The organism is Massilia aurea (assembly GCF_014200505.1).
GTDB classification, from domain to species: Bacteria; Pseudomonadota; Gammaproteobacteria; order Burkholderiales; family Burkholderiaceae_D; genus Telluria; species Telluria aurea_B.
In genome coordinates this window covers 2,014,080-2,032,097 of the sequence record NZ_JACHBX010000001.1, presented here as the reverse complement: position 1 = coordinate 2,032,097, position 18,018 = coordinate 2,014,080, and the positions used below count along the sequence as shown (strand labels likewise).

The window sequence follows — 18,018 nt, the reverse complement described above, 5'->3', positions numbered from 1 at the left end:
AGTACAGCCATGTGCGTGAATTACCATCCCCCGACGCCCGAGATGTTCAACGGCCGCATTGGCGCCTTCAGCCAGTTGCCGCGCGACTGGCACTGGCCCGAAGAAACGTGGAAGGATTACGATGCGCCGATCCTGTGTGCCGCGCCTGGGCTGGCGCCGCAGGCGCGCGTGGCGAGCTACGGCATGGTCCCGCGCCGCCACATTCCGCCCGACGTGAAACCGTTCGACACGATGAACGCGCGCGCCGAATCGCTCGTTGCTCGCCGTTCGTTCGCGTCGGCCTGGCGCCGCCTGCAACTGTGCGCGGTGCCGATGCTGTGGTTTTACGAGCCGTGCTACGAAAGCGGCCGGGCCGAACGCACGGCGATCGGCATGCGCGACAAATCGTTGTTCTGGGTGGCGGGGCTGTGGCGCGAATGGCAGGAAGCCGACGGCAGCATGACCAGTGCCTTCACCCAGATCACGATCAACGCCGACACGCATCCCTTGATGCGCCGCATGCACCGGCCGGGCGACGAAAAGCGCTCGCTCGTGCTGCTGGGCGACGACGAGGTGCGCGACTGGCTGGGCAGCCGCGATCTCGACGTGGCGCACAGCTTCCTGCGTCATTTCCCGGCCGAGGCGATGACGGCGTGGCCGGCGCCGCTGGCGCCCAGGCGCGCAGCACCGTCGACCGCGGCGCCGGTGCCTGTCAATGGTGAGCTGTTCTGATCAGCGCAGCAGGCAAGGGCGCTTGTTGTCGAACTTCCAGTCGCGGATCAGGTACTGCATCGCCACCGCATCGTCACGTGCGCCCAGGCCGAGATTCTTGTAGGCCTGGTGCGCTGCTTCGAGCTTGTCGGCATCCAGTTCGATACCCAGGCCCGGGCGCGCCGGCACCTGCACCACGCCACCTTCGATGCGCAGCGGTTCTTTGGTCAGGTGCTGGCCATCCTGCCAGATCCAGTGGGTGTCGATGGCCGTAACGCGCCCCGGCGCGGCGGCGCCCACGTGCGTGAACATCGCCAGTGAGATGTCGAAATGGTTGTTCGAGTGCGAGCCCCAGGTCAGGCCGAACATCTCGCACAACTGGGCCACCCGCACCGAGCCCTGCATGGTCCAGAAGTGCGGGTCGGCCAGCGGGATGTCGACCGACTGCAGCTGGATCGCATGGGCCATCTGGCGCCAGTCGGTCGCGATCATGTTGGTGGCCGTGCGCAGGCCCGTGGCGCGGCGGAACTCGGCCATCACTTCGCGGCCCGAGTACCCGTTCTCGGCGCCGCACGGGTCTTCCGCATAGGCCAGGATGTCGTGCTTGTCGCGGCAGACGCGGATGGCGTCGGCCAGCAGCCAGCCGCCATTCGGGTCGAGCGTCACGCGCGCCTGCGGGAAGCGCTCGTGCAGGGCGACGATCGCCTCCATCTCCTCATCGGCGCCCAGCACGCCGCCCTTGAGCTTGAAGTCATTGAAGCCGTAGCGCTCGCGTGCCGCTTCGGCCAGGCGCACGATCGCTTCCGGCGTGAGCGCCTGCTCATTGCGCAGGCGCAGCCAGGGATCGACCGCATCGGCCTCGCTGCGGTAGCCCAGCGGCGTCTTGCCGCTGTCGCCCACATAGAACAGGTAGCCCAGCATCTCGACCGCCGTGCGCTGCTGGCCTTCACCCAGCAGCGCCGCCACCGGCACGCCCATGAACTGGCCGAGCAGGTCGAGCATCGCCGATTCGACGGCCGTCACGGCGTGAATGGTCGTGCGCAGGTCGAACGTCTGCAGGCCGCGGCCGCCCAGGTCGCGGTCGGCGAACGCGCTGCGCATCGCGTTCAGCACCTTGTTGTAGTCGCCCAGCGTGGCGCCGATGACGAACGGGCCGGCATCTTCGATGGTCTGGCGGATCTTTTCGCCGCCGGGCACTTCGCCCAGGCCGGTATTGCCGGCGCTGTCGGTCAGGATCACGATATTGCGGGTGAACCAGGGGCCGTGCGCGCCGCTCAGGTTCAGGAGCATGCTGTCCTGGCCGGCGACGGGGACGACGCGCAGGCTGGTGATGACGGGGGCGTTTGCCGGAGTATTGGACATGATGGGCTGCTTGAAAATAAATGTTGAACGGGTCTGGCGTCAGTCCAGCGTGATCTTGCCGTTGGTGATCACCTCGCGCCAGCGGGCCAGTTCCTGCGCCTGGAACTTGACGAATTGCTCGGGCGTCGAGGCCACGACCTCGAAACCCTGTTCGGTCAGTTTGGCGGCAATCTGCGGATCGTGCAGCGCGCCCGTGATTGTCGCGTGCAGCGTGGCCTTGACATCCTTCGGCAAGCCCTTCGGCGCCGCAATGCCTTGCCACGAATAGACGTCGACTTCCTTGACGCCTGCTTCGCCCAGCGTCGGCACGTTCGGCAGCACCGCCGAGCGCTTGCTGCCCGTGACCGCTAGGGCCTTGAGTTTGCCGGCCTTGATGTGACTGAGCACGACGTTGATGTTCTGGAAGGACGCGTTGGCGTGGCCGCCCAGCAGGTCGGTGATCGCCGGTGCGCCGCCCTTGTACGGTACGTGCAGGCCGGAGGTGCCCGTCTTTTGCCAGAACAGCGCCGTCGTCAGGTGGTCCGAGCTGCCGGCGCCGGACGTGGCGAACGTGATCTTGTCCGGATTTTTCTTGAGGTAGGCGACGAAGTCTGCGACCGTGGTAGCCGGCACGGTGGCATTCGTCACCAGCACGTTCGGCGCCTGCACGGCCACGGTCAGCAAGTCGAAGTCCTTCGACGGATCGTAGGGCAGCGTCTTTTGCAGCAGCGGATTGACCGAATACACGCCGATGGAGGCGACCATCAGCGTGTAGCCATCGGGCGCCGCGCGCTTGACATAGCCGCCGCCCAGCGCGCCCGTGGCGCCCGGCCGGTTGTCGACCACCCATGGCTGGCCCAGTTTGGCGCTGACCTTCGGACCGATCGCGCGCGCGATGGCGTCGGTGGAGCCGCCCGCCGGGAACGGCACGACAACATTGATCGCTTTGTCGGGAAAACCTGCTGCCTGCACGCTGCCAGCGATTGCCAGCGCCATGAACAGGGATGAAACCTTGGTACGGATCGTCATTGTGTCTCCTCGTTGTTATGGTGTCTTGACTCAGAAGCTGTGGCGCACGCCCAGGTTGTAGGCGGTGTCGCCGCTGCCCGATTCGGTATTGTTCGCCACCGTGTAGCCGGCGCCGTTGCGGTTGTCGACATGGCCGTAGGCGGCGTACAGGCCGGTGCGCTTGGACAGCGCGTACAGGTAGCCGATGCCCCAGGCATTGGCATCCTGATTGAAACGGGTGCGGTCATCTTTGTGCAGGACCGACGCCAGCAGCGTGCCGCCCATGACCGGCGCCGAGATGCCCAGCAGGTAGCTGCGTCCGTCCGTCGACGGCGTTGGCCGCACGCCGCCGTACGGGTTGTTGGCGTTGATCAGGGGCGCGGCGTTGTCGCCCTTGTCGCTGCTGATGCCCGAGTGCAGCTTGATCCAGCCGGCGTTGTACGACGCCGCAAGCAGGATGTTGCGGCCGATCGACCGATCAACAGCGGGCGTGGCGCCGTTGGCGGCGACATCGGTGTTCTTGTTGTTGTAGACGAGGCGCACGGCCAGCGGACCGGCCGCGTAGCCAATCGCGCCGCCGAACTGGCGCCCTGCGGCCGAGCGGCTTTGCTCGCCCACGCTGTAGGCCAGTTCGCCGTCGAAGCCGTTCTTCTTTGGCGTGGCGTAGGTGATCGTGTTGCTGGTGCGGATATTGGTGCCGTTGTGGGGGAACAGGCTCTTGGCGCTGCCCGCATAGCCGGTGTTGAACGGGTCGACGATCGAGACCATCGCCGTGTGATACGGCGTGTACTGGCGCCCGAGGGCCACCGAGCCGAACCTGGTGCGCAAGCCGACGTAAGCCTGGCGATTGAAGATGGTGCCGGCGGCGTCGATTTCGCCGGTGTCGATCTTGGTGCCGCCTTCGAGCGTGAAGAAGGCGGCCATGCCGTCGCCCAGCTCTTCCACGCCGCGCAGGCCGAAGCGCGAGGCGGCGGCGGCGCCGCTGGTGACCTTGGTGACGCGGCCGGCGGTGCCGCCATCCTCGACGACGATGGCGGCGTCCACCAGACCGTAGAACGCGACCGACGTTTGGGCATGGGCCGTGCCGGCGCCCAGTAACAGGACAAGCGCTGCTGCTGTTTTCAAGACTGTCTCCTTTGTTATGTGGTCGGACCTTATGTGATCCGTACGCAGCCTTCAGCAGTCGCATGCCTGGGGCTGGGTCCATCATAGAGCGGAGATCAATGCCGAATCAATCCAAAGGCTGTCGCCACCAATACAGGAATTGAATCAATGCCGGCGTCAGGCGGGATGGAACGATGCCAGTACTTGCTGCTTGAGCAGTGCCAGCACGGGATTGTCGTTGTCGCGCCGGTAGGTGGCCACCAGGTGCACCGGGTCGGTGGCCACCTTGCGCAGGACGATGCCTTCGAACTTCAGCCGGGCCGCGCCTTCCGCGATCAGGGCCGCGCCCATGCCCGCGCCGACGAGGGCCAGCATCGTGTGGACCTGGCCGATGTGCTCGACGATATCGGGCACCACGCCGGCCCTGGCAAACCGTTCGCTCAGCATCTGGTAGAACGGCCGCGCCTCGTAGGGCGAATACATGACGAACGGCCTGCCGTGAAAGCAGGCCAGCGTCGGGGCCTCGGGCCACAGGTGGGCGTCGCTTTCCTGGATGGCCAGCATCAGGGATTCGGTCACCATCAGGATGCTTTCCAGTTCGCTGTTGATGGTGTGGGGGCGCATCAGGCCAAGGTCGATTTCACCGGCGTTCAGCGCTTCGACCTGCGCCGTGCTGACCAGTTCCTTGAGATTGAGGGCGACCTGGGGACAGGCCTGGCGGATGCCGCGCACGACCGCGGGGAGCAGGCTGTAGCCGGATGCGGCGCTGAAGCCGATCGTCAGCGAACCCTGTTCGCCGCTGGCGGTGCGGCGCGCCTTGACGGCGGCTTCCTGCGCCAGGCGCAGGATCCGCGTTGCTTCAGGCAGAAAGGCCGCGCCGGCGGCGGTCAGCGTGACAGAGCGGCTGGTGCGCTCGAGCAGCGCCACGCCCACGCTGTGTTCGAGCAGCCGGATCTGGCGGCTCAGGGGTGGCTGCGTCATGTTCAGGCGTTCGGCTGCGCGGCTGAAGTGCAGCTCTTCGGCGACCGCGACGAAGCAGCGCAGCTGGCTGATTTCAAACAAGGGTTACCTCTTCACCAGAATACGGCGGGTCGCCGGGCGAATAGTGTAACCGGTGGAGGATGGATCAAGCCCCGCGGGTTACAAGCCGCGGGTTACAAGCCGATGTACTCCCGGTGGAAACGGCTGCCCAGGCGCGTGAGTACCTCGTACCCGATCGTGCCGGCCTGCGCCGCCACATCGTCCACCGTCTGCTGCGCGCACAGCAGGTCGACGCTCTGGCCCGGCGCAATGCGCTCGTCCGGCACGCCGGTCACGTCCAGCGTGATGCTGTCCATCGACACGGTGCCGACGAACGGCACGGCCACGCCGTCGACGTACGCGTACGAGCGCCCGCTCAGCGCGCGCAGCCAGCCGTCAGCGTAACCGATGGCGATCGTGGCGATGCGGCGCGGGCCGGGCGCCACGTAGCGCGCGCCGTAGCCGACGATGTCGCCCGCGTCGATGCTGCGCAGCTGCACCACGCGCGCAGCGAGTGACACCGCCTGCGCCAGCGGATTGACGCCACCTGGCTGCGGGTGGATGCCGTACAGCGCCGCGCCCGGACGCAGCAGGTCGTGATGAAAGGCCGGGCCGAGGAACACGCCCGACGAATTGGCCAGGCTGCCCGGCACGCCGGGAAACAGCGCGCGCACAGCGTCGAAACTCTGGCGCTGGTGCAGATTGATCGGATGCAGGGGTTCGTCGGCGCAGGCCAGGTGGCTCATGACCAGTTGCGGGCGCAGGCCGTCCAGCCAGGCGGGGTCCTGGCGCAAACGGTCGACATCCGCGCCGGCCAGGCCCATGCGCGCCATGCCCGTGTCGAACTGCAGCGCGGCCGGCAGCACGCGGCCAGTTTCCCGCGCCAGTGCGCGCCACTCTTCGAGCTGGCCCGGATCGTTCAATACCGGCACCAGGTCGTGCGCCAGGCAATCGCGCGCCGCGCCGGGCATCGCGCCGTGCATCACATAGATGGTGGCGTCAAGCGGGACCAGCGTCCTCAGGCGAACGCCTTCATCCAGGTGCGCCGTGAAGAACGTGCGGCAGCCTTCGGCCACCAGCGCGGCAGCCACCGGCGCCATGCCCAGGCCATACGCATCGGCCTTGAGTACGGCGCCGCATTCGACGCCGCCGAGCGCGCGCAGATGGCGGTAATTGGCCCGCACCGCGTGCAGGTCGACGGTGAGATACGCGCCAGCGCGCGTTGCGGACGGCATTGCCTCAGTTCCGCGCCAGTTCGGCGTCAGGCGAAACGTCGCGCGCGCCGGCATAGCGGAACACGGCCAGGTCGTCGGCGCGGATCGCCGGCGTCTTGCCGCCAACCAGGTCGGCGATGACCGTCGCCGAACCGGCCGCCATGGTCCAGCCCAGCGTGCCGTGGCCCGTGTTGAGGAACAAGTTGCGCAGTGGCGTGGGGCCGACGATCGGCGTGCTGTCCGGCGTCATCGGCCGCAGGCCGGTCCAGAAACTGGCCTGCGCGGTATCGCCCGCGCCGGGGAACAGGTCGTTGACGACCAGTTCCAGCGTTTCGCGGCGGCGCGGATTGAGCTCCAGATTGAAGCCCGACAGCTCGGCCATGCCGCCCACGCGGATCCGGTCGTCAAAGCGTGTCACGGCGATCTTGTAGGTTTCGTCGAGGATGGTCGAGACGGGCGCGCGCGCCGCGTCGATGATCGGCACGGTCAACGAGTACCCCTTCATCGGGTACACCGGCACCGGGAACCAGCGCTGCAGCAGGGCGCGCGTATGGCTGCCCGTGGCCAGCACGTAGCGGTCGGCCGTCAATACGCCCTTGTCGGTGACGATGCCGGCGATCTCGCCGCCGGCTTGTTCCAGGCGGCGCACGGTGGTGTCGAATTCGAAGCGCACACCCAGGTCGCGCGCCATGGCGGTCAGGCGGGTCGTAAACAGCTGGCAGTCGCCCGTTTCATCGTTCGGCAGGCGCAGCCCGCCCACCAGCTTGTGGGCGACATTGGCCAGCGCCGGTTCGGCCGCGGCCAGCTGCGCGCCTTGCAGCACTTCATACGCCACGCCGGCGTCGCGCAGCACGTTGATGTCCTTGGCGGCGCTGTCAAACTGCTGCTGCGTGCGGAACAGCTGCACGGTGCCTTGCTGGCGGCCTTCGTAGGCAATGCCGGTGTCGCGCCGCAGCTGGCGCATGCAATCGCGGCTGTATTCGGCCAGGCGCACCATGCGCTCCTTGTTGACGGCGTAGCGCGCCGGGTCGCAGTTGCGGTACATCTCCCACATCCACTGCAGCTGGAACAGCGTGCCGTCGGGTTTGATCGACAGCGGCGCATGGCGCTGGAACAGCCATTTCGCGGCTTTCAGCGGAATGCCGGGCGCGGCCCACGGCGAAGCGTAGCCGGGCGAAATCTGGCCGGCATTGGCGAAACTGGTTTCGAGGGCGGGACCGGGCTGGCGGTCGATCACGGTGACTTCATGCCCGGCCAGGGCCAGGTAATACGCGGTGGTGACGCCGACCACGCCACTGCCCAATACGATGACACGCATAATTTCCTCGAAAAGAATCAGGATTTGGTAAAGCTTGCCATCCTACCGCCAGAAGGCTGATAATTGTTTCTGTTAATACGGCAGTTTTCAGCAAAAATTACGGAGTTTCTCCATGCGCGTACAAAAGGCCTCGAACCGCATCCTCGACCGCATCGACCTGCACATCCTGTCGGTGCTGCAGCAGGATGCGCGGATCGTCATGAAAGACCTGGCCGAGCAGGTCGGGCTGTCGCTGACGCCCTGCATCGAGCGCGTCAAGCGCATGGAGCGCGATGGCGTGATCATGGGCTACTACGCGCGCGTCAATCCGCAGGCGCTGGGCATGCAGATCCTGGTGTTCGTCGAGATCAACCTGCACCAGAAATCGGACAAGGCCTTCGAGCGCTTCCGGCGCGCGATGCTGGCCATTCCCGAGGTGCTCGAATGTCACCTGGTGTCGGGCGACTTCGATTATTTGATCAAGGCGCGTATCCCCGAGATGTCCGAGTACCGGCGCCTGCTGGGCGAGATCCTGCACGTGGCCGATGCGGGCCAGTCCAAGAGCTATGTGGTGATGGAAGAACTGAAGGAGACGCTGGCGCTGTCGATTCCGCGATAGGGGAAGGTGGCACAGGCGCTCTATACTGACGGGACAATTCAACCACCCACGGAGTGCTTGTGAACACCTTGACGACGCTGCTCGGCATCCGCCATCCGATCATCCAGGCGCCGATGGCCGTCTTTGGCACGCCGCAGCTCGCGGCGGCCGTGACTGACGCCGGCGGCCTCGGCTCGCTCGCTCTGGGTCACGTCACGCCAGCGCAGGCAGAAAGCGCGATCACGGCGCTGCAGGGGTTGACGGGCGGCCCGTTCAACGTCAACTTCTTCACGCACACGCCGGCGCGGCCTGATGCGGCGCGCGAGGCGCGCTGGCTCGAGCACCTGGCGCCGCACTTCGCGCGCACGGGCCAGGCCCCGCCGACGGCGCTGCGCGAAATTTACCGCAGCTTCCTGGCCGACCCCGACATGCTCGAGGTGCTGGTGCGCACGCGCCCGGCCGTGGTCAGTTTTCATTTCGGCCTGCCGACCGCGCAGCAGATCGACACGCTGCACGGCGCCGGCTGCGTGCTGATGGCCACCGCCACCAACCCGTTTGAAGCGCGTGCCATCGAGGCGGCCGGCATCGACATCGTCGTCGCACAAGGCTACGAGGCGGGCGGGCATCGGGGCATCTTCGATCCGTCGGTGGCCGATCCGGCACTCGGCACGTTTGCGCTGGTGCGCCTGCTGGCGAAGGCCGTGCGGATCCCGGTGGTCGCGGCCGGTGGCATCATGGACGGGCAGGGCATTGCCGCCAGCCTGCGGCTGGGCGCGAGTGGCGTGCAGATGGGGACGGCGTTCCTGGCGTGCCCGGAAGCGCAGACGTCAACGCATTACCGCGCGCTGTTGACGCAACCGGAGCTTGGCACGGCCGTCACCGCGACGATTTCAGGCCGGCCGGCGCGCGGCATCATCAACCACTTTGTCAACGAGATCGACAGGCCCGGGCATCCGCCGGTGCCCGATTATCCGATCGCCTACGACGCCGCCAAGGCGCTGCATGCGGCCGCCAGCAGCAAGGGGCTCGACGACTATTCGGTCAACTGGGCCGGGCAGGCATATGCGCTGGCGCGCCCAATGCCAGCGGCGCAGCTCGTGGCGCTGCTGGCCGAAGAAATGCGCATGATCCCTGAGGCCTGAGATGGCGCGCAAGCCCGATCTGCCGCTGCACGAGGTGCGCCGTTTCCTGGAGCCGGGGCCGGTGGTGCTGGTCACCTCGGCCCACGCGGGCGAGCGCGACGTGATGGTGATGGGCTGGCACACGGTGATGGAATTCAGTCCTTCCCTGATCGGCTGCGTGATCTCGTCCGCCAACCACAGCCACGGCCTGATCCGCGCCAGCGGCGAATGCGTGATCAATCTGCCGACCAGCAGCCAGCTCGAGGCGGTGCTGGGCGTGGGTTCGACGTCCGGTGCCGACATCGACAAGTTTGCCGCGTTCGGCCTGACGCCGGAGGCCAGCGAACTGGTGGCGGCGCCGTCGATTCGCGAATGCCATGCCCAGTTCGAGTGCCGGCTGCATGACGACAGCCTGGTCGACCGCTACGACTTTTTTATCTGGGAAGTGGTGGCGGCGCGCGCAGCGGCACGGCCGCGGCATCCGGAAACGCTGCATTACAAGGGCGATGGCACGTTCATGGTGGCGGGCAAGGTGATACGGCGTCAGCGCGACGGCTTGAAGTAGTCGCGCCGCTTCAGTGCGCCCGCTAAATGGCTGCCCTGGCGGCCCGGGGGCGTGCGTGGCATCGTCACCAGCGCGAGGTCGGTGCAGAGGCGATGGAGCGAGAGCAGGTCGAGCAGTGCTGCAACGAGCCGCCGACCGAGCGCGATGTCGCCTTCTTCGATCAGCGGCAAGGCGCGGTGCAGCGCCGCCAGGACGACGGCGTTGTCAGCCAGGTGATCGTGCAGGCGGGGGTAGTCGAGCAATTCCATGACCGTTTCTTCGTGCCGGAATCCCGCTTCGACCCGGGCCACCAGCACGGGAAACTCGCGCACGAAATGCGCGTCCGGCGTGCGGACAGGATCGAGCGCGCACGCCAGGCGCTCGCACAGGCGGCGCCGGGCATGGCGCATGGCGGCGCCGATGGCGCCCGCCCCGCCGCCTGGATAATGGCGAAAGCCCATGGTGTGATCAGTGCGCAATTAGTGCGCGATCAGCAGCGGCACCGGCGCGCTGCCGAGCAGGTCGCGCGTGACGCCGCCCAGGAACCATTCGCGGTAGCGGCTGTGGCCAAAGGCGCCCGCCACCATCAGGCCTGCGTGGACCTCGCCCGCCATGTCGATCAGCGCGTCGCTCTCCCGTGCACGGGTGTGGGCGACGACGACATTGACCTTCACGCCGTGACGCGCCAGGTACAGCGCCATATCCGCACCCGGTTCGTCGCCGTGCAGCTCGGACTGGCGTTCGGGGTTGATCAGCCCGAGCGTGACGCTGCCGGCGCGTGCGAGCAGGGGCAGGGCGGCGCAGATGGCGCGCTGGGCCGGCATCGAGCCATCCCAGCCAACCAGCACGTTACTGCCGATCGGCGCGCCGTCGTAGGCGGTGGGCACCACCAGCACGGGACGTGTACCGCCCAGTGCCAGCGTTTGCGGCAGGCCGTGTTCGACGCCGAAACGATCGTTGGGGTCTGGCTGGCTGACGACGATCAGGTCGGCATAGCGCGACTGCAGCAGCAGGCCGTCGTGTGTGCTGCCCTCGAACAGGCGCGCTTCGGCGCCGACGATGCCGAGGCGCTGCGCCTGCTCGATGAACGCGTCAAGCCGGCTGCGAACGTCGTCGCGCAGCGCTTCGAATGCGCGGTCGGACAGTGGCACGGCCATGCCGCCATTGAGCACCGCATAGTTGGCCAGCGAGATACCGGTGGCGCCGGCGCCGACGAGGTGGGCGCCGTGCATCTCGGCCAGCACTGCCGCCGCGCGCAACCGGCTGGCCTGGCCCGCACCGCCGTCGATCTGCACCAGGATGGTTTTGAACATGGTTGACTCCGTTCGTATGGGGCGTGCAACGGTGCACGACACGAAAAGCATACGCCCGGCGCGCGCCCATGTCAGGCGCGCGTTTGATGCAGGTCAAGCAGTCAGCACAGCTGCCAATACCATGACCAGGCCGGCCAGCGACACGAGCCACACGAGCGAGCGCACGTACGGAATGCCGGCTGCATACAACGGGATGTAGACGATGCGCGCGATCAGATACATCCAGCAGCCCCACAGCGTGAGGTCGCCTTCGCTGCCCGACACATGGGCGATCAGGACCGCGCCAATGAACAGCGGCAGCGTCTCGAACAGATTGGCTTGCGCCCGTTGCAGGCGCGCCGTGACGGGCCGCGGTGGCGGGGCTTCGCCGTCGCGGGCGCTGGCGTTGTACTGGATGCCGGTCTCGGCGGTGCGCAGGTTGGCCGTCAGCATGATCTGGACCAGGGCCAGCACGAGGGTCCAGGCCAGCAGAGTCAGTTCGGTCGTCATTGTTGTTTCCTTGTTATGTGGGTAGACGGGAGCAGTGTCGCGCCTTTCCCATGTTCAGGCGCGCACTGCTGACCGGTCCGGCTGGGAGGTCAGGGGCGATCCCGCCCCTCGCCGAGCAGGTCGCCCCGTGGCCGTCCCCACTGGGGAACGGGTGCCGGACATGGCTGGCTGGCCATTGCCCCGTACGGCAGCGTCGAGAAGTTGTCTTCGCCAGGTGCAGAAAAGCGGATGTCGGTGGCCTTGCCGCCAATCAGCGATGGCACGCGCGCAAAACGCAACCAGGCGTCGAACTGGCAATTGTCTCGCTGCAGGCCGCGCAAGCCGGCCAGGTTGCCGTCTTCGCGATACTTCCAGGCGAATTCGGCGGGCGCGCTGCCCGGCATGCCGCCAAAGCGGGCGGGGCAGGCCTCCACCCCGGTGACGCCCGGCGCCAGGCTCAGCACGCCAAGGCGGATCGCGTAACTGCCAGCGCCGCCATTCTCGGTCACGGTCGCGAACGACCAGCACAGCGGGTTGGAGGGGAAGGCCGACAGCGGCATGTCGAGCACGCGGCTGCCCGGTTCCACCTGGGCCAGTGCGCTGCGGATCTGTTCGCGCGCCAGGTGCCCGGCCACACCCTGGATGGCAATGAAACCGAGGCAGGCGACGACGGCAGTGACGAGGCCGGCGGCGCCAGCCCTGCGCGACGCCAGCGCGACCACACCGGCCAGCAGCAGCAAGCCAACGAGAGAGCCCCACTGCAGGAAGCCCATCGCGAAAAACAGCACCGGCGCGGCGAGCATCAGGCCGGTGAGCATCCAGCGCAGCACGCGGCCCGGCACCTGCAGCGCCAGCGCCACGCCCAGGGCAGTCCAGAACACGGGTTCGACGATGAACACGATGTCGCCATACAGCCAGCGCGCATCGAGCGGATAGAACGGGTGCACCCCGTACACGTTCAAAAAGTCGAGTGACAGGTGCAGCACCATGCCCAGCGCGGCCGTGGCAAGGATCGCGTTGCGCGCCGTCCGGTCGCCCTGCATGAGCCGCCGCGCGCCCGGCCACAGCAGCCACATCAGTCCCAGCAGCAGGGCGATCTGCGGCAGCGCGAACAGCAGCGTGTGCGTGTGCCCACGGTGGTGCAGCAGATAGCCCAGCGGCGGGGCCAGCAGCGGCGTGAGCACCAGATCCAGGTCGGGGAAGTTGCTGGCGAGCGCGCCGGTGGCCAGCAGGACGCGGCGACGGGTGCGCCCGCGCTGCGGATCGGGGTGGGCAGGCAGGGCGCGGTCGACGAGTTCGCCAAGGGCCAGGCCGACGAGGGAGTGGGTCAGATTATCCATTTGCAAAGTTTATCCTGAAAAGCAACACCCTGGCCCCCGCCGAAGATGCCGCACGCACTACAGGGGATTGACCGGCCCATTTTTGATCCAGATCAAATTTTTTTCAGAAAGTCGTCCGTACAATCTGAATATTGCATTAAGGAAACTCAAGGAGAGCGCAGTGCGTCACAACCAGCCCGTCACCACGACCGAATACCGGATACAACCAGGCCAGTCGATTGTTTCGAAGACCGATACCAAGGGCCGCATCACCTATGTGAATCCGACGTTTATCGAGGTCAGCGGCTTTTCTGAAGTCGAACTCCTGGGCAAGGCCCACAATCTGGTGCGTCATCCGGCCATGCCGCCCGAGGCCTTTGCCGATATGTGGCGCACGCTGCAGGGCGGCGAGCCGTGGACCGGCCTGGTCAAGAACCGCTGCAAGAACGGCGACTTTTACTGGGTGGTGGCCAATGTGGCGCCGATCCGCGAACGTGGCCAGATAACAGGCTATATGTCGGTGCGCACCGCGCCCACGCGCGAACAGGTCGAGACCGCCAGCGCGCTGTACCGCAAGTTCACCGACAACGAAGCGCGTGGATTGGCCATCGTGCACGGGCGCGTCGTGCGTACCGGCTTGGCGCCCGATCGTCTGCTGCGACTGCTGCGCGATGCGCCGCTCGGTCAGCGGCTCGGCTGGCTGATGGGCGGCCAGACGCTGCTGCTGGCGGCGCTGGGCCTGGCGGCCGGGGACGGCGTCTGGCGCGCGGCCGCCGGCGTTGGCGCGCTGGCGACGCTCGCGGCCTGGTACGGGCTGCAATGCAGCATCGTGCGGCCACTGCACGATGCGATCGCGACCGTCAATGCACTGGCCGGCGGCGATCTGTCGCATCCGGCGCCTGCATCGGCGGCCGGCAGCGGCGAGATGGGCCGCCTGCAACTGGCGCTGCGCCAGTTGACCGTCAACCTGACGGCAATCATCGGCGACGTCCGTGACAACGTCAGCTCGATCGAGCACGCCACCCGCGCGATCGCTGCCGGCAATGCCGACCTGGCCAGCCGCACCGAAGCGCAGGCCGCGAGCCTGGAACAGACCGCAGGCAGCCTGGGGACGATTGCCGAGGCGGCGAGCCGCAACACGGACAGCGCCGTGCGCGCCGATGGCATGGTGCTGGCCGCGACCACCGTCGCCGGGCATGGCGGCCAGGCCGTCGAGCGGGTCGGCGCGACGATGCAGGAAATCAGCGCCTCGTCGAACCGGATCGGCGACATCATCGGCCTGATCGATGGCATTGCGTTCCAGACCAATCTGCTGGCGCTGAATGCCGCCGTGGAAGCGGCCCGCGCCGGCGAGCAGGGCCGGGGTTTTGCGGTCGTGGCCGGCGAGGTGCGCAGCCTGGCCCAGCGCACGGCCGGCGCCGCCCGTGAAATCACGGGACTGATCGAAGCGTCACGGGCCCATGTGGGCCAGGGCGGGCAGCTGGTGGGCGCCGCCGGCCAGACGATGCGCGACGTGGTGGGCAAGGTGGCCGACGCGGCCGCGATCATGAGTGCGATCACGGCCGCGAGCCGCGAGCAGGCGCTGGAAATCGATGGCGTGAATGCGGCCATGGTGGAACTCGACGCAATCACGCGGCGCAACGCGGCCCAGGTCGAGGAATCGGCGGCGGCGTCGGGCAACGTGGCCGATGAGGCGGCGCGCCTGTCGCTGGCGCTGTCGGTCTTCAAATTCCGTAGTACGGCGAGGGCAAAGACAGCCGACTCGGCCGCGTTTGATGCACCGCATGGATTCATCCCGCATGGCTCAATAAGCTGACCGCTGTTCAAACCGCGTTGCCTTCTGCCGCGCGGTCATTGCCGCAGTTGGCTGAAATCTTTTGCTGGAGTTGTTCATCATGCCGGGTCACGCCGAAATCCCTCCTGCGGTACGTTCCGCCATCGTCTTTCCTGCCGCCCAGTTCGATGGCGCCTTGCTGGTTCGCCTGGGCAAGTCGGGGCCGCGCTACACCTCGTATCCCACTGCCGACCGCTTCGGCGCCGACTTCGGCCCCGGCGACTATCTGGAAGCCGTCGCAGCGCGGCGCCAGCGCGGCGGGCGCCCGCTGTCGCTGTACGTGCACATTCCGTTTTGCGACACGGTCTGCTATTACTGCGCCTGCAACAAGATCGTCACGCGCAAACACGAGCGAGCGGCGACGTACCTCGATTACCTCAAGCGCGAAATCACGATGCAAAGCCAGCTGTTTGCCGGCATGAACGAGGTCGAACAACTGCACTTCGGTGGCGGCACGCCGACCTTTCTGCTCGACGCCGAAATGGACGACCTGATGGCGCATCTGCAGGCCAGCTTCCGGTTCGCGCCGGATGCGCTTGGCGAGTACGGGATCGAGGTGGATCCGCGCACCGTGTCGCCCGAGCGCGTGCACAGCCTGCGCCAGCAGGGGTTCAATCGCATCAGCCTGGGCGTGCAGGATTTCGATCCGGACGTGCAGCGCGCCGTAAACCGCGTCCAGCCCGAAGCCGAGACCGTGGCCATCATCGACGCCGCGCGCGCTGCCGGTTTCCGCTCGGTGAGCATCGACCTGATCTACGGCTTGCCGAAGCAGACGCTGGTCAGCATGGCGCAGACGCTCGAGAAGGTCATCCAGGCCAGCCCGGACCGCATCTCGGTCTACCACTATGCCCACATGCCACACCTGTTCAAGCCGCAGCGCCGCATCCTGGAAGCCGACATGCCGAGCGCCGACACCAAGCTCGCCATGATCCAGCTGTGCATCGAGCGCCTGGGCGCGGCGGGTTATGTGTATATCGGGATGGACCATTTCGCCAAGCCGGGCGACGACCTCGCCGTGGCCCAGCGCCAGGGCCGGCTGCACCGCAATTTCCAGGGCTATTCCACGCATGCCGATGCCGACCTGGTCGCGTGCGGGGTGTCAAGCATCGGCGCCGTGGGCGCGACCTACAGCCAGAACGCCAAGACGCTCGAGGACTACTACGCGCTGATCGATGCCGGCACGCTGCCGCTCCAGCGCGGCATCCGTCTTGGCATGGACGACCTGCTGCGCCGCGCGATCATTCAGAAGCTGATGTGCCAGTTCGAGTTGTCGATCGGCGCCATCGAGCAGGCATTTCCGATCGTGTTCGCCGACCACTTCGCGGCCGAGCTGGCGGCACTGCGCGCGCTGCAGGCCGATGGCCTGGTGCAGGTGGACGACGCCTGGATCAGCGTCACGCCCAAGGGGCGCCTGTTGATCCGCAACCTGTGCATGGTGTTCGATCGCTACCTTGGCCAGCAAGCCGGTGGGCCGCGCTTTTCGCGCACGATCTAGGCGCGGCATCAGCCCCGCACGACGCGCACCACGACCGCCACCATCACGACCAGCACCGCCAGCACGCCCAGCGCCGCCAGGATGACGCCATACCACGGGCGGCGCGTGTAGGCGCCGCCCGTGATGACCGCGACATAGCGTTCCTGCGCGCGGCCGCCCCAGACATGCCAGCCGGCCAGCAGGCCGATCGTCGCCGAGACGGGCGGCGCCAGATTGCGCCCGACGATGTCGCTTACGCCGAGCAGCACGCCAAACGCGACGAAGTAACCGAGCAGCATGCAGCACCAGGCCCGCGCTTCCAGAGACTGGTCGTCTTCACCCAGCGTCGTCCAGTTGCACATGTGGATGTAGGCGCTGAAGGCAGGCGAGAGCAGTACGCTCAGATACGTCGCCGCGCGCGGATTCCATAGCGGCAGGCTGGCGTCGAGCGTGCACGCTTTGCTGGGTGTCGTCGGGGGCGCGTCGGTTGCTTCCTCAAGAACGGTTTCCACGGCAGTCTCCATTGATTTCCAGGTGGAAACATCATGGGCATGCGCCGATGGATCATCCTTGATGCCGGGCAGCTCAAGCCAAGACGCCGCACCAGGGTCTGCGCTGGCCCAAGCGTCATTCGCCGCCGCCCAGGCGTGCGGTGGCGCGCACGTAGACCAGTTCGGCGATCAGCTCGACCAGCGTCTGCGTCACGATGATCGCCGGCAGCAGCGGCAGCGCGCCCGGCACGGCAAGCGCCAGCGGCAGGATCACGAGCGAGTTGCGCGTGGCGCCGCTGAAAGCGACGGCGCGCGCGGCGGGCACCGCCAGCCGGAACAAACGCGCGACAAACCAGCCGGCCAGCGGCGCCAGCACCGCGAAGGCAATGTAGACGGGAATGACAGCCAGCGCGGCTGCGCGCGCCTGGCCCAGTTGCGGCAGCACGGACGCTACCACGACGAACAGCACGAGCGCCGTGGCCGGCACCGGTAGCACGCCAAGCACCGCGGCGGCCTGCGCACCAGCGCGCGTGCGTGCTGCCCAATACTGAACCGCGCCCGCCAGTACCAGCGGCGCGGCGATCAGCCAGACGAAGGCGTCGATGAATGGCGCCGGCTGGATCAGAGAAGCGGCTGCGTCGCCCAGCAGGATGCGCAGGTAGACCGGCAGCAGCACCATCTGCGCCACCAGCAACACGGGTGTTGCGGCCAGCATGGCGCGCGCATCGGCGCGGCCCAGGTGCGAGAATGTGACGACGTAGTCGATGCAGGGCGCGAGCAGCACGAGCAGCACGCCAAGCCGGATGAGCGGATCGGCCGGCGCCAGCGGCAGCAGGCACGCGACCAGCAGGGGAATGACCAGAAAGTTGGTGACCAGGAGCGCGGCCAGGAAGCGCAGGTGCGTGAAGGCGCGGCCTAGTTGCGCCAGCGGCACCTGCAGAAAGGTCACGAAGAGCATGAAGGCCAGCGCCGGATTGATGACGGGGGCCAAGCTGGAGGTTGCCGGCATCGCGCCTGCCACGATGAGGGCCAGCGTGACCGCGCCGAAGTAGATGGCGATCTGCCGGTGTTCCAGCTTGTCGCGCAGTGCCTGCATGGGTGTGTCGCCTCGTCGGATGAATTGTGCGCGTATTGTAAGATGCCGCTGTCGATTGATCGGGAGAGCATGTGCAGTACCGGAAC

General features: G+C 67.1%; 18 protein-coding genes. 6 read left to right on the top strand and 12 right to left on the bottom strand.

The genetic code is table 11. The features are described from left to right. Nucleotides 1-9: 9 nt before the first annotated feature. Nucleotides 10-711: an SOS response-associated peptidase family protein gene (locus tag HD842_RS08935; RefSeq protein WP_183553247.1), complete on the top strand. Its 702-nt coding sequence runs from the start codon at nucleotides 10-12 to the stop codon at nucleotides 709-711. On the opposite strand, the gene gudD is transcribed toward HD842_RS08935, so the two are convergent. The 6 genes from gudD to HD842_RS08905 form a co-directional block, all read right to left on the bottom strand. Further along, nucleotides 712-2,052 carry a glucarate dehydratase gene (gene gudD, locus HD842_RS08930; RefSeq protein WP_183553245.1) on the bottom strand — a complete coding sequence of 447 codons (1,341 nt, stop codon included), beginning with the start codon at nucleotides 2,050-2,052 and terminating at the stop codon, nucleotides 712-714. A gap of 39 nt (nucleotides 2,053-2,091) precedes the next feature. Continuing rightward, nucleotides 2,092-3,060: a Bug family tripartite tricarboxylate transporter substrate binding protein gene (locus tag HD842_RS08925; protein ID WP_183553243.1), complete on the bottom strand. Its 969-nt coding sequence runs from the start codon at nucleotides 3,058-3,060 to the stop codon at nucleotides 2,092-2,094. 30 nt (nucleotides 3,061-3,090) lie between these two features. Then, nucleotides 3,091-4,164 (bottom strand): porin, encoded by a 1,074-nt coding sequence (locus tag HD842_RS08920; protein WP_229424639.1) that lies wholly within the window; start codon nucleotides 4,162-4,164, stop codon nucleotides 3,091-3,093. A gap of 156 nt (nucleotides 4,165-4,320) precedes the next feature. Further along, nucleotides 4,321-5,205: a LysR substrate-binding domain-containing protein gene (locus HD842_RS08915; RefSeq protein ID WP_183553241.1), complete on the bottom strand. Its 885-nt coding sequence runs from the start codon at nucleotides 5,203-5,205 to the stop codon at nucleotides 4,321-4,323. 92 nt (nucleotides 5,206-5,297) lie between these two features. Further along, nucleotides 5,298-6,398, bottom strand: a complete 1,101-nt coding sequence (alr, locus tag HD842_RS08910; RefSeq protein ID WP_183553239.1) for an alanine racemase — start codon at nucleotides 6,396-6,398, stop codon at nucleotides 5,298-5,300. A 4-nt stretch (nucleotides 6,399-6,402) separates the two neighbouring features. After that, nucleotides 6,403-7,695, bottom strand: a complete 1,293-nt coding sequence (locus tag HD842_RS08905; RefSeq protein ID WP_183553237.1) for a D-amino acid dehydrogenase — start codon at nucleotides 7,693-7,695, stop codon at nucleotides 6,403-6,405. 112 nt (nucleotides 7,696-7,807) lie between these two features. On the opposite strand from HD842_RS08905, the gene HD842_RS08900 reads away from it, so the two are divergent. The 3 genes from HD842_RS08900 to HD842_RS08890 are packed head-to-tail and all read left to right on the top strand — an operon-like array spanning nucleotide 7,808 to nucleotide 9,958. After that, nucleotides 7,808-8,293 (top strand): Lrp/AsnC ligand binding domain-containing protein, encoded by a 486-nt coding sequence (locus HD842_RS08900; RefSeq protein WP_183553235.1) that lies wholly within the window; start codon nucleotides 7,808-7,810, stop codon nucleotides 8,291-8,293. A 59-nt stretch (nucleotides 8,294-8,352) separates the two neighbouring features. Next, the gene (locus HD842_RS08895; protein WP_183553233.1) at nucleotides 8,353-9,414 is read left to right on the top strand and encodes an NAD(P)H-dependent flavin oxidoreductase; all 1,062 of its coding nucleotides are present in this window, start codon (nucleotides 8,353-8,355) and stop codon (nucleotides 9,412-9,414) included. A gap of 1 nt (nucleotide 9,415) precedes the next feature. After that, complete coding sequence (locus HD842_RS08890; RefSeq protein WP_183553231.1) at nucleotides 9,416-9,958, top strand: flavin reductase family protein; 543 nt, start codon at nucleotides 9,416-9,418, stop codon at nucleotides 9,956-9,958. On the opposite strand, the gene HD842_RS08885 is transcribed toward HD842_RS08890, so the two are convergent. From HD842_RS08885 to HD842_RS08870, 4 genes are all read right to left on the bottom strand, one after another. Then, on the bottom strand, nucleotides 9,937-10,398 hold the full coding sequence (locus tag HD842_RS08885; RefSeq protein WP_183553229.1) for a hypothetical protein: 462 nt from the start codon (nucleotides 10,396-10,398) through the stop codon (nucleotides 9,937-9,939). The genes HD842_RS08890 and HD842_RS08885 overlap by 22 nt on opposite strands. 18 nt (nucleotides 10,399-10,416) lie before the next feature. Beyond that, nucleotides 10,417-11,250 carry a universal stress protein gene (locus HD842_RS08880; RefSeq protein ID WP_183553227.1) on the bottom strand — a complete coding sequence of 278 codons (834 nt, stop codon included), beginning with the start codon at nucleotides 11,248-11,250 and terminating at the stop codon, nucleotides 10,417-10,419. Between the two features lie 93 nt (nucleotides 11,251-11,343). Further along, complete coding sequence (locus HD842_RS08875; RefSeq protein WP_183553225.1) at nucleotides 11,344-11,739, bottom strand: MAPEG family protein; 396 nt, start codon at nucleotides 11,737-11,739, stop codon at nucleotides 11,344-11,346. An 89-nt stretch (nucleotides 11,740-11,828) separates the two neighbouring features. Beyond that, complete coding sequence (locus HD842_RS08870; protein ID WP_183553223.1) at nucleotides 11,829-13,058, bottom strand: metal-dependent hydrolase; 1,230 nt, start codon at nucleotides 13,056-13,058, stop codon at nucleotides 11,829-11,831. A 160-nt stretch (nucleotides 13,059-13,218) separates the two neighbouring features. Between HD842_RS08870 and HD842_RS08865 the strand changes: the two genes are divergently transcribed. Both HD842_RS08865 and hemN read left to right on the top strand, forming a co-directional pair. Continuing rightward, nucleotides 13,219-14,853, top strand: coding sequence for a methyl-accepting chemotaxis protein (locus HD842_RS08865; protein WP_183553221.1), 1,635 nt, complete (start codon nucleotides 13,219-13,221; stop codon nucleotides 14,851-14,853). 79 nt (nucleotides 14,854-14,932) lie between these two features. Next, nucleotides 14,933-16,366 (top strand): oxygen-independent coproporphyrinogen III oxidase, encoded by a 1,434-nt coding sequence (gene hemN / locus HD842_RS08860; protein ID WP_183553219.1) that lies wholly within the window; start codon nucleotides 14,933-14,935, stop codon nucleotides 16,364-16,366. 8 nt (nucleotides 16,367-16,374) lie between these two features. On the opposite strand, the gene HD842_RS08855 is transcribed toward hemN, so the two are convergent. After that, nucleotides 16,375-16,857 (bottom strand): hypothetical protein, encoded by a 483-nt coding sequence (locus HD842_RS08855; protein WP_183553217.1) that lies wholly within the window; start codon nucleotides 16,855-16,857, stop codon nucleotides 16,375-16,377. A gap of 115 nt (nucleotides 16,858-16,972) precedes the next feature. Then, a complete protein-coding gene (locus HD842_RS08850) occupies nucleotides 16,973-17,932 on the bottom strand; it encodes an arsenic resistance protein (protein ID WP_183553215.1) in 960 nt (319 codons plus the stop codon). Nucleotides 17,933-18,018: the final 86 nt, after the last annotated feature.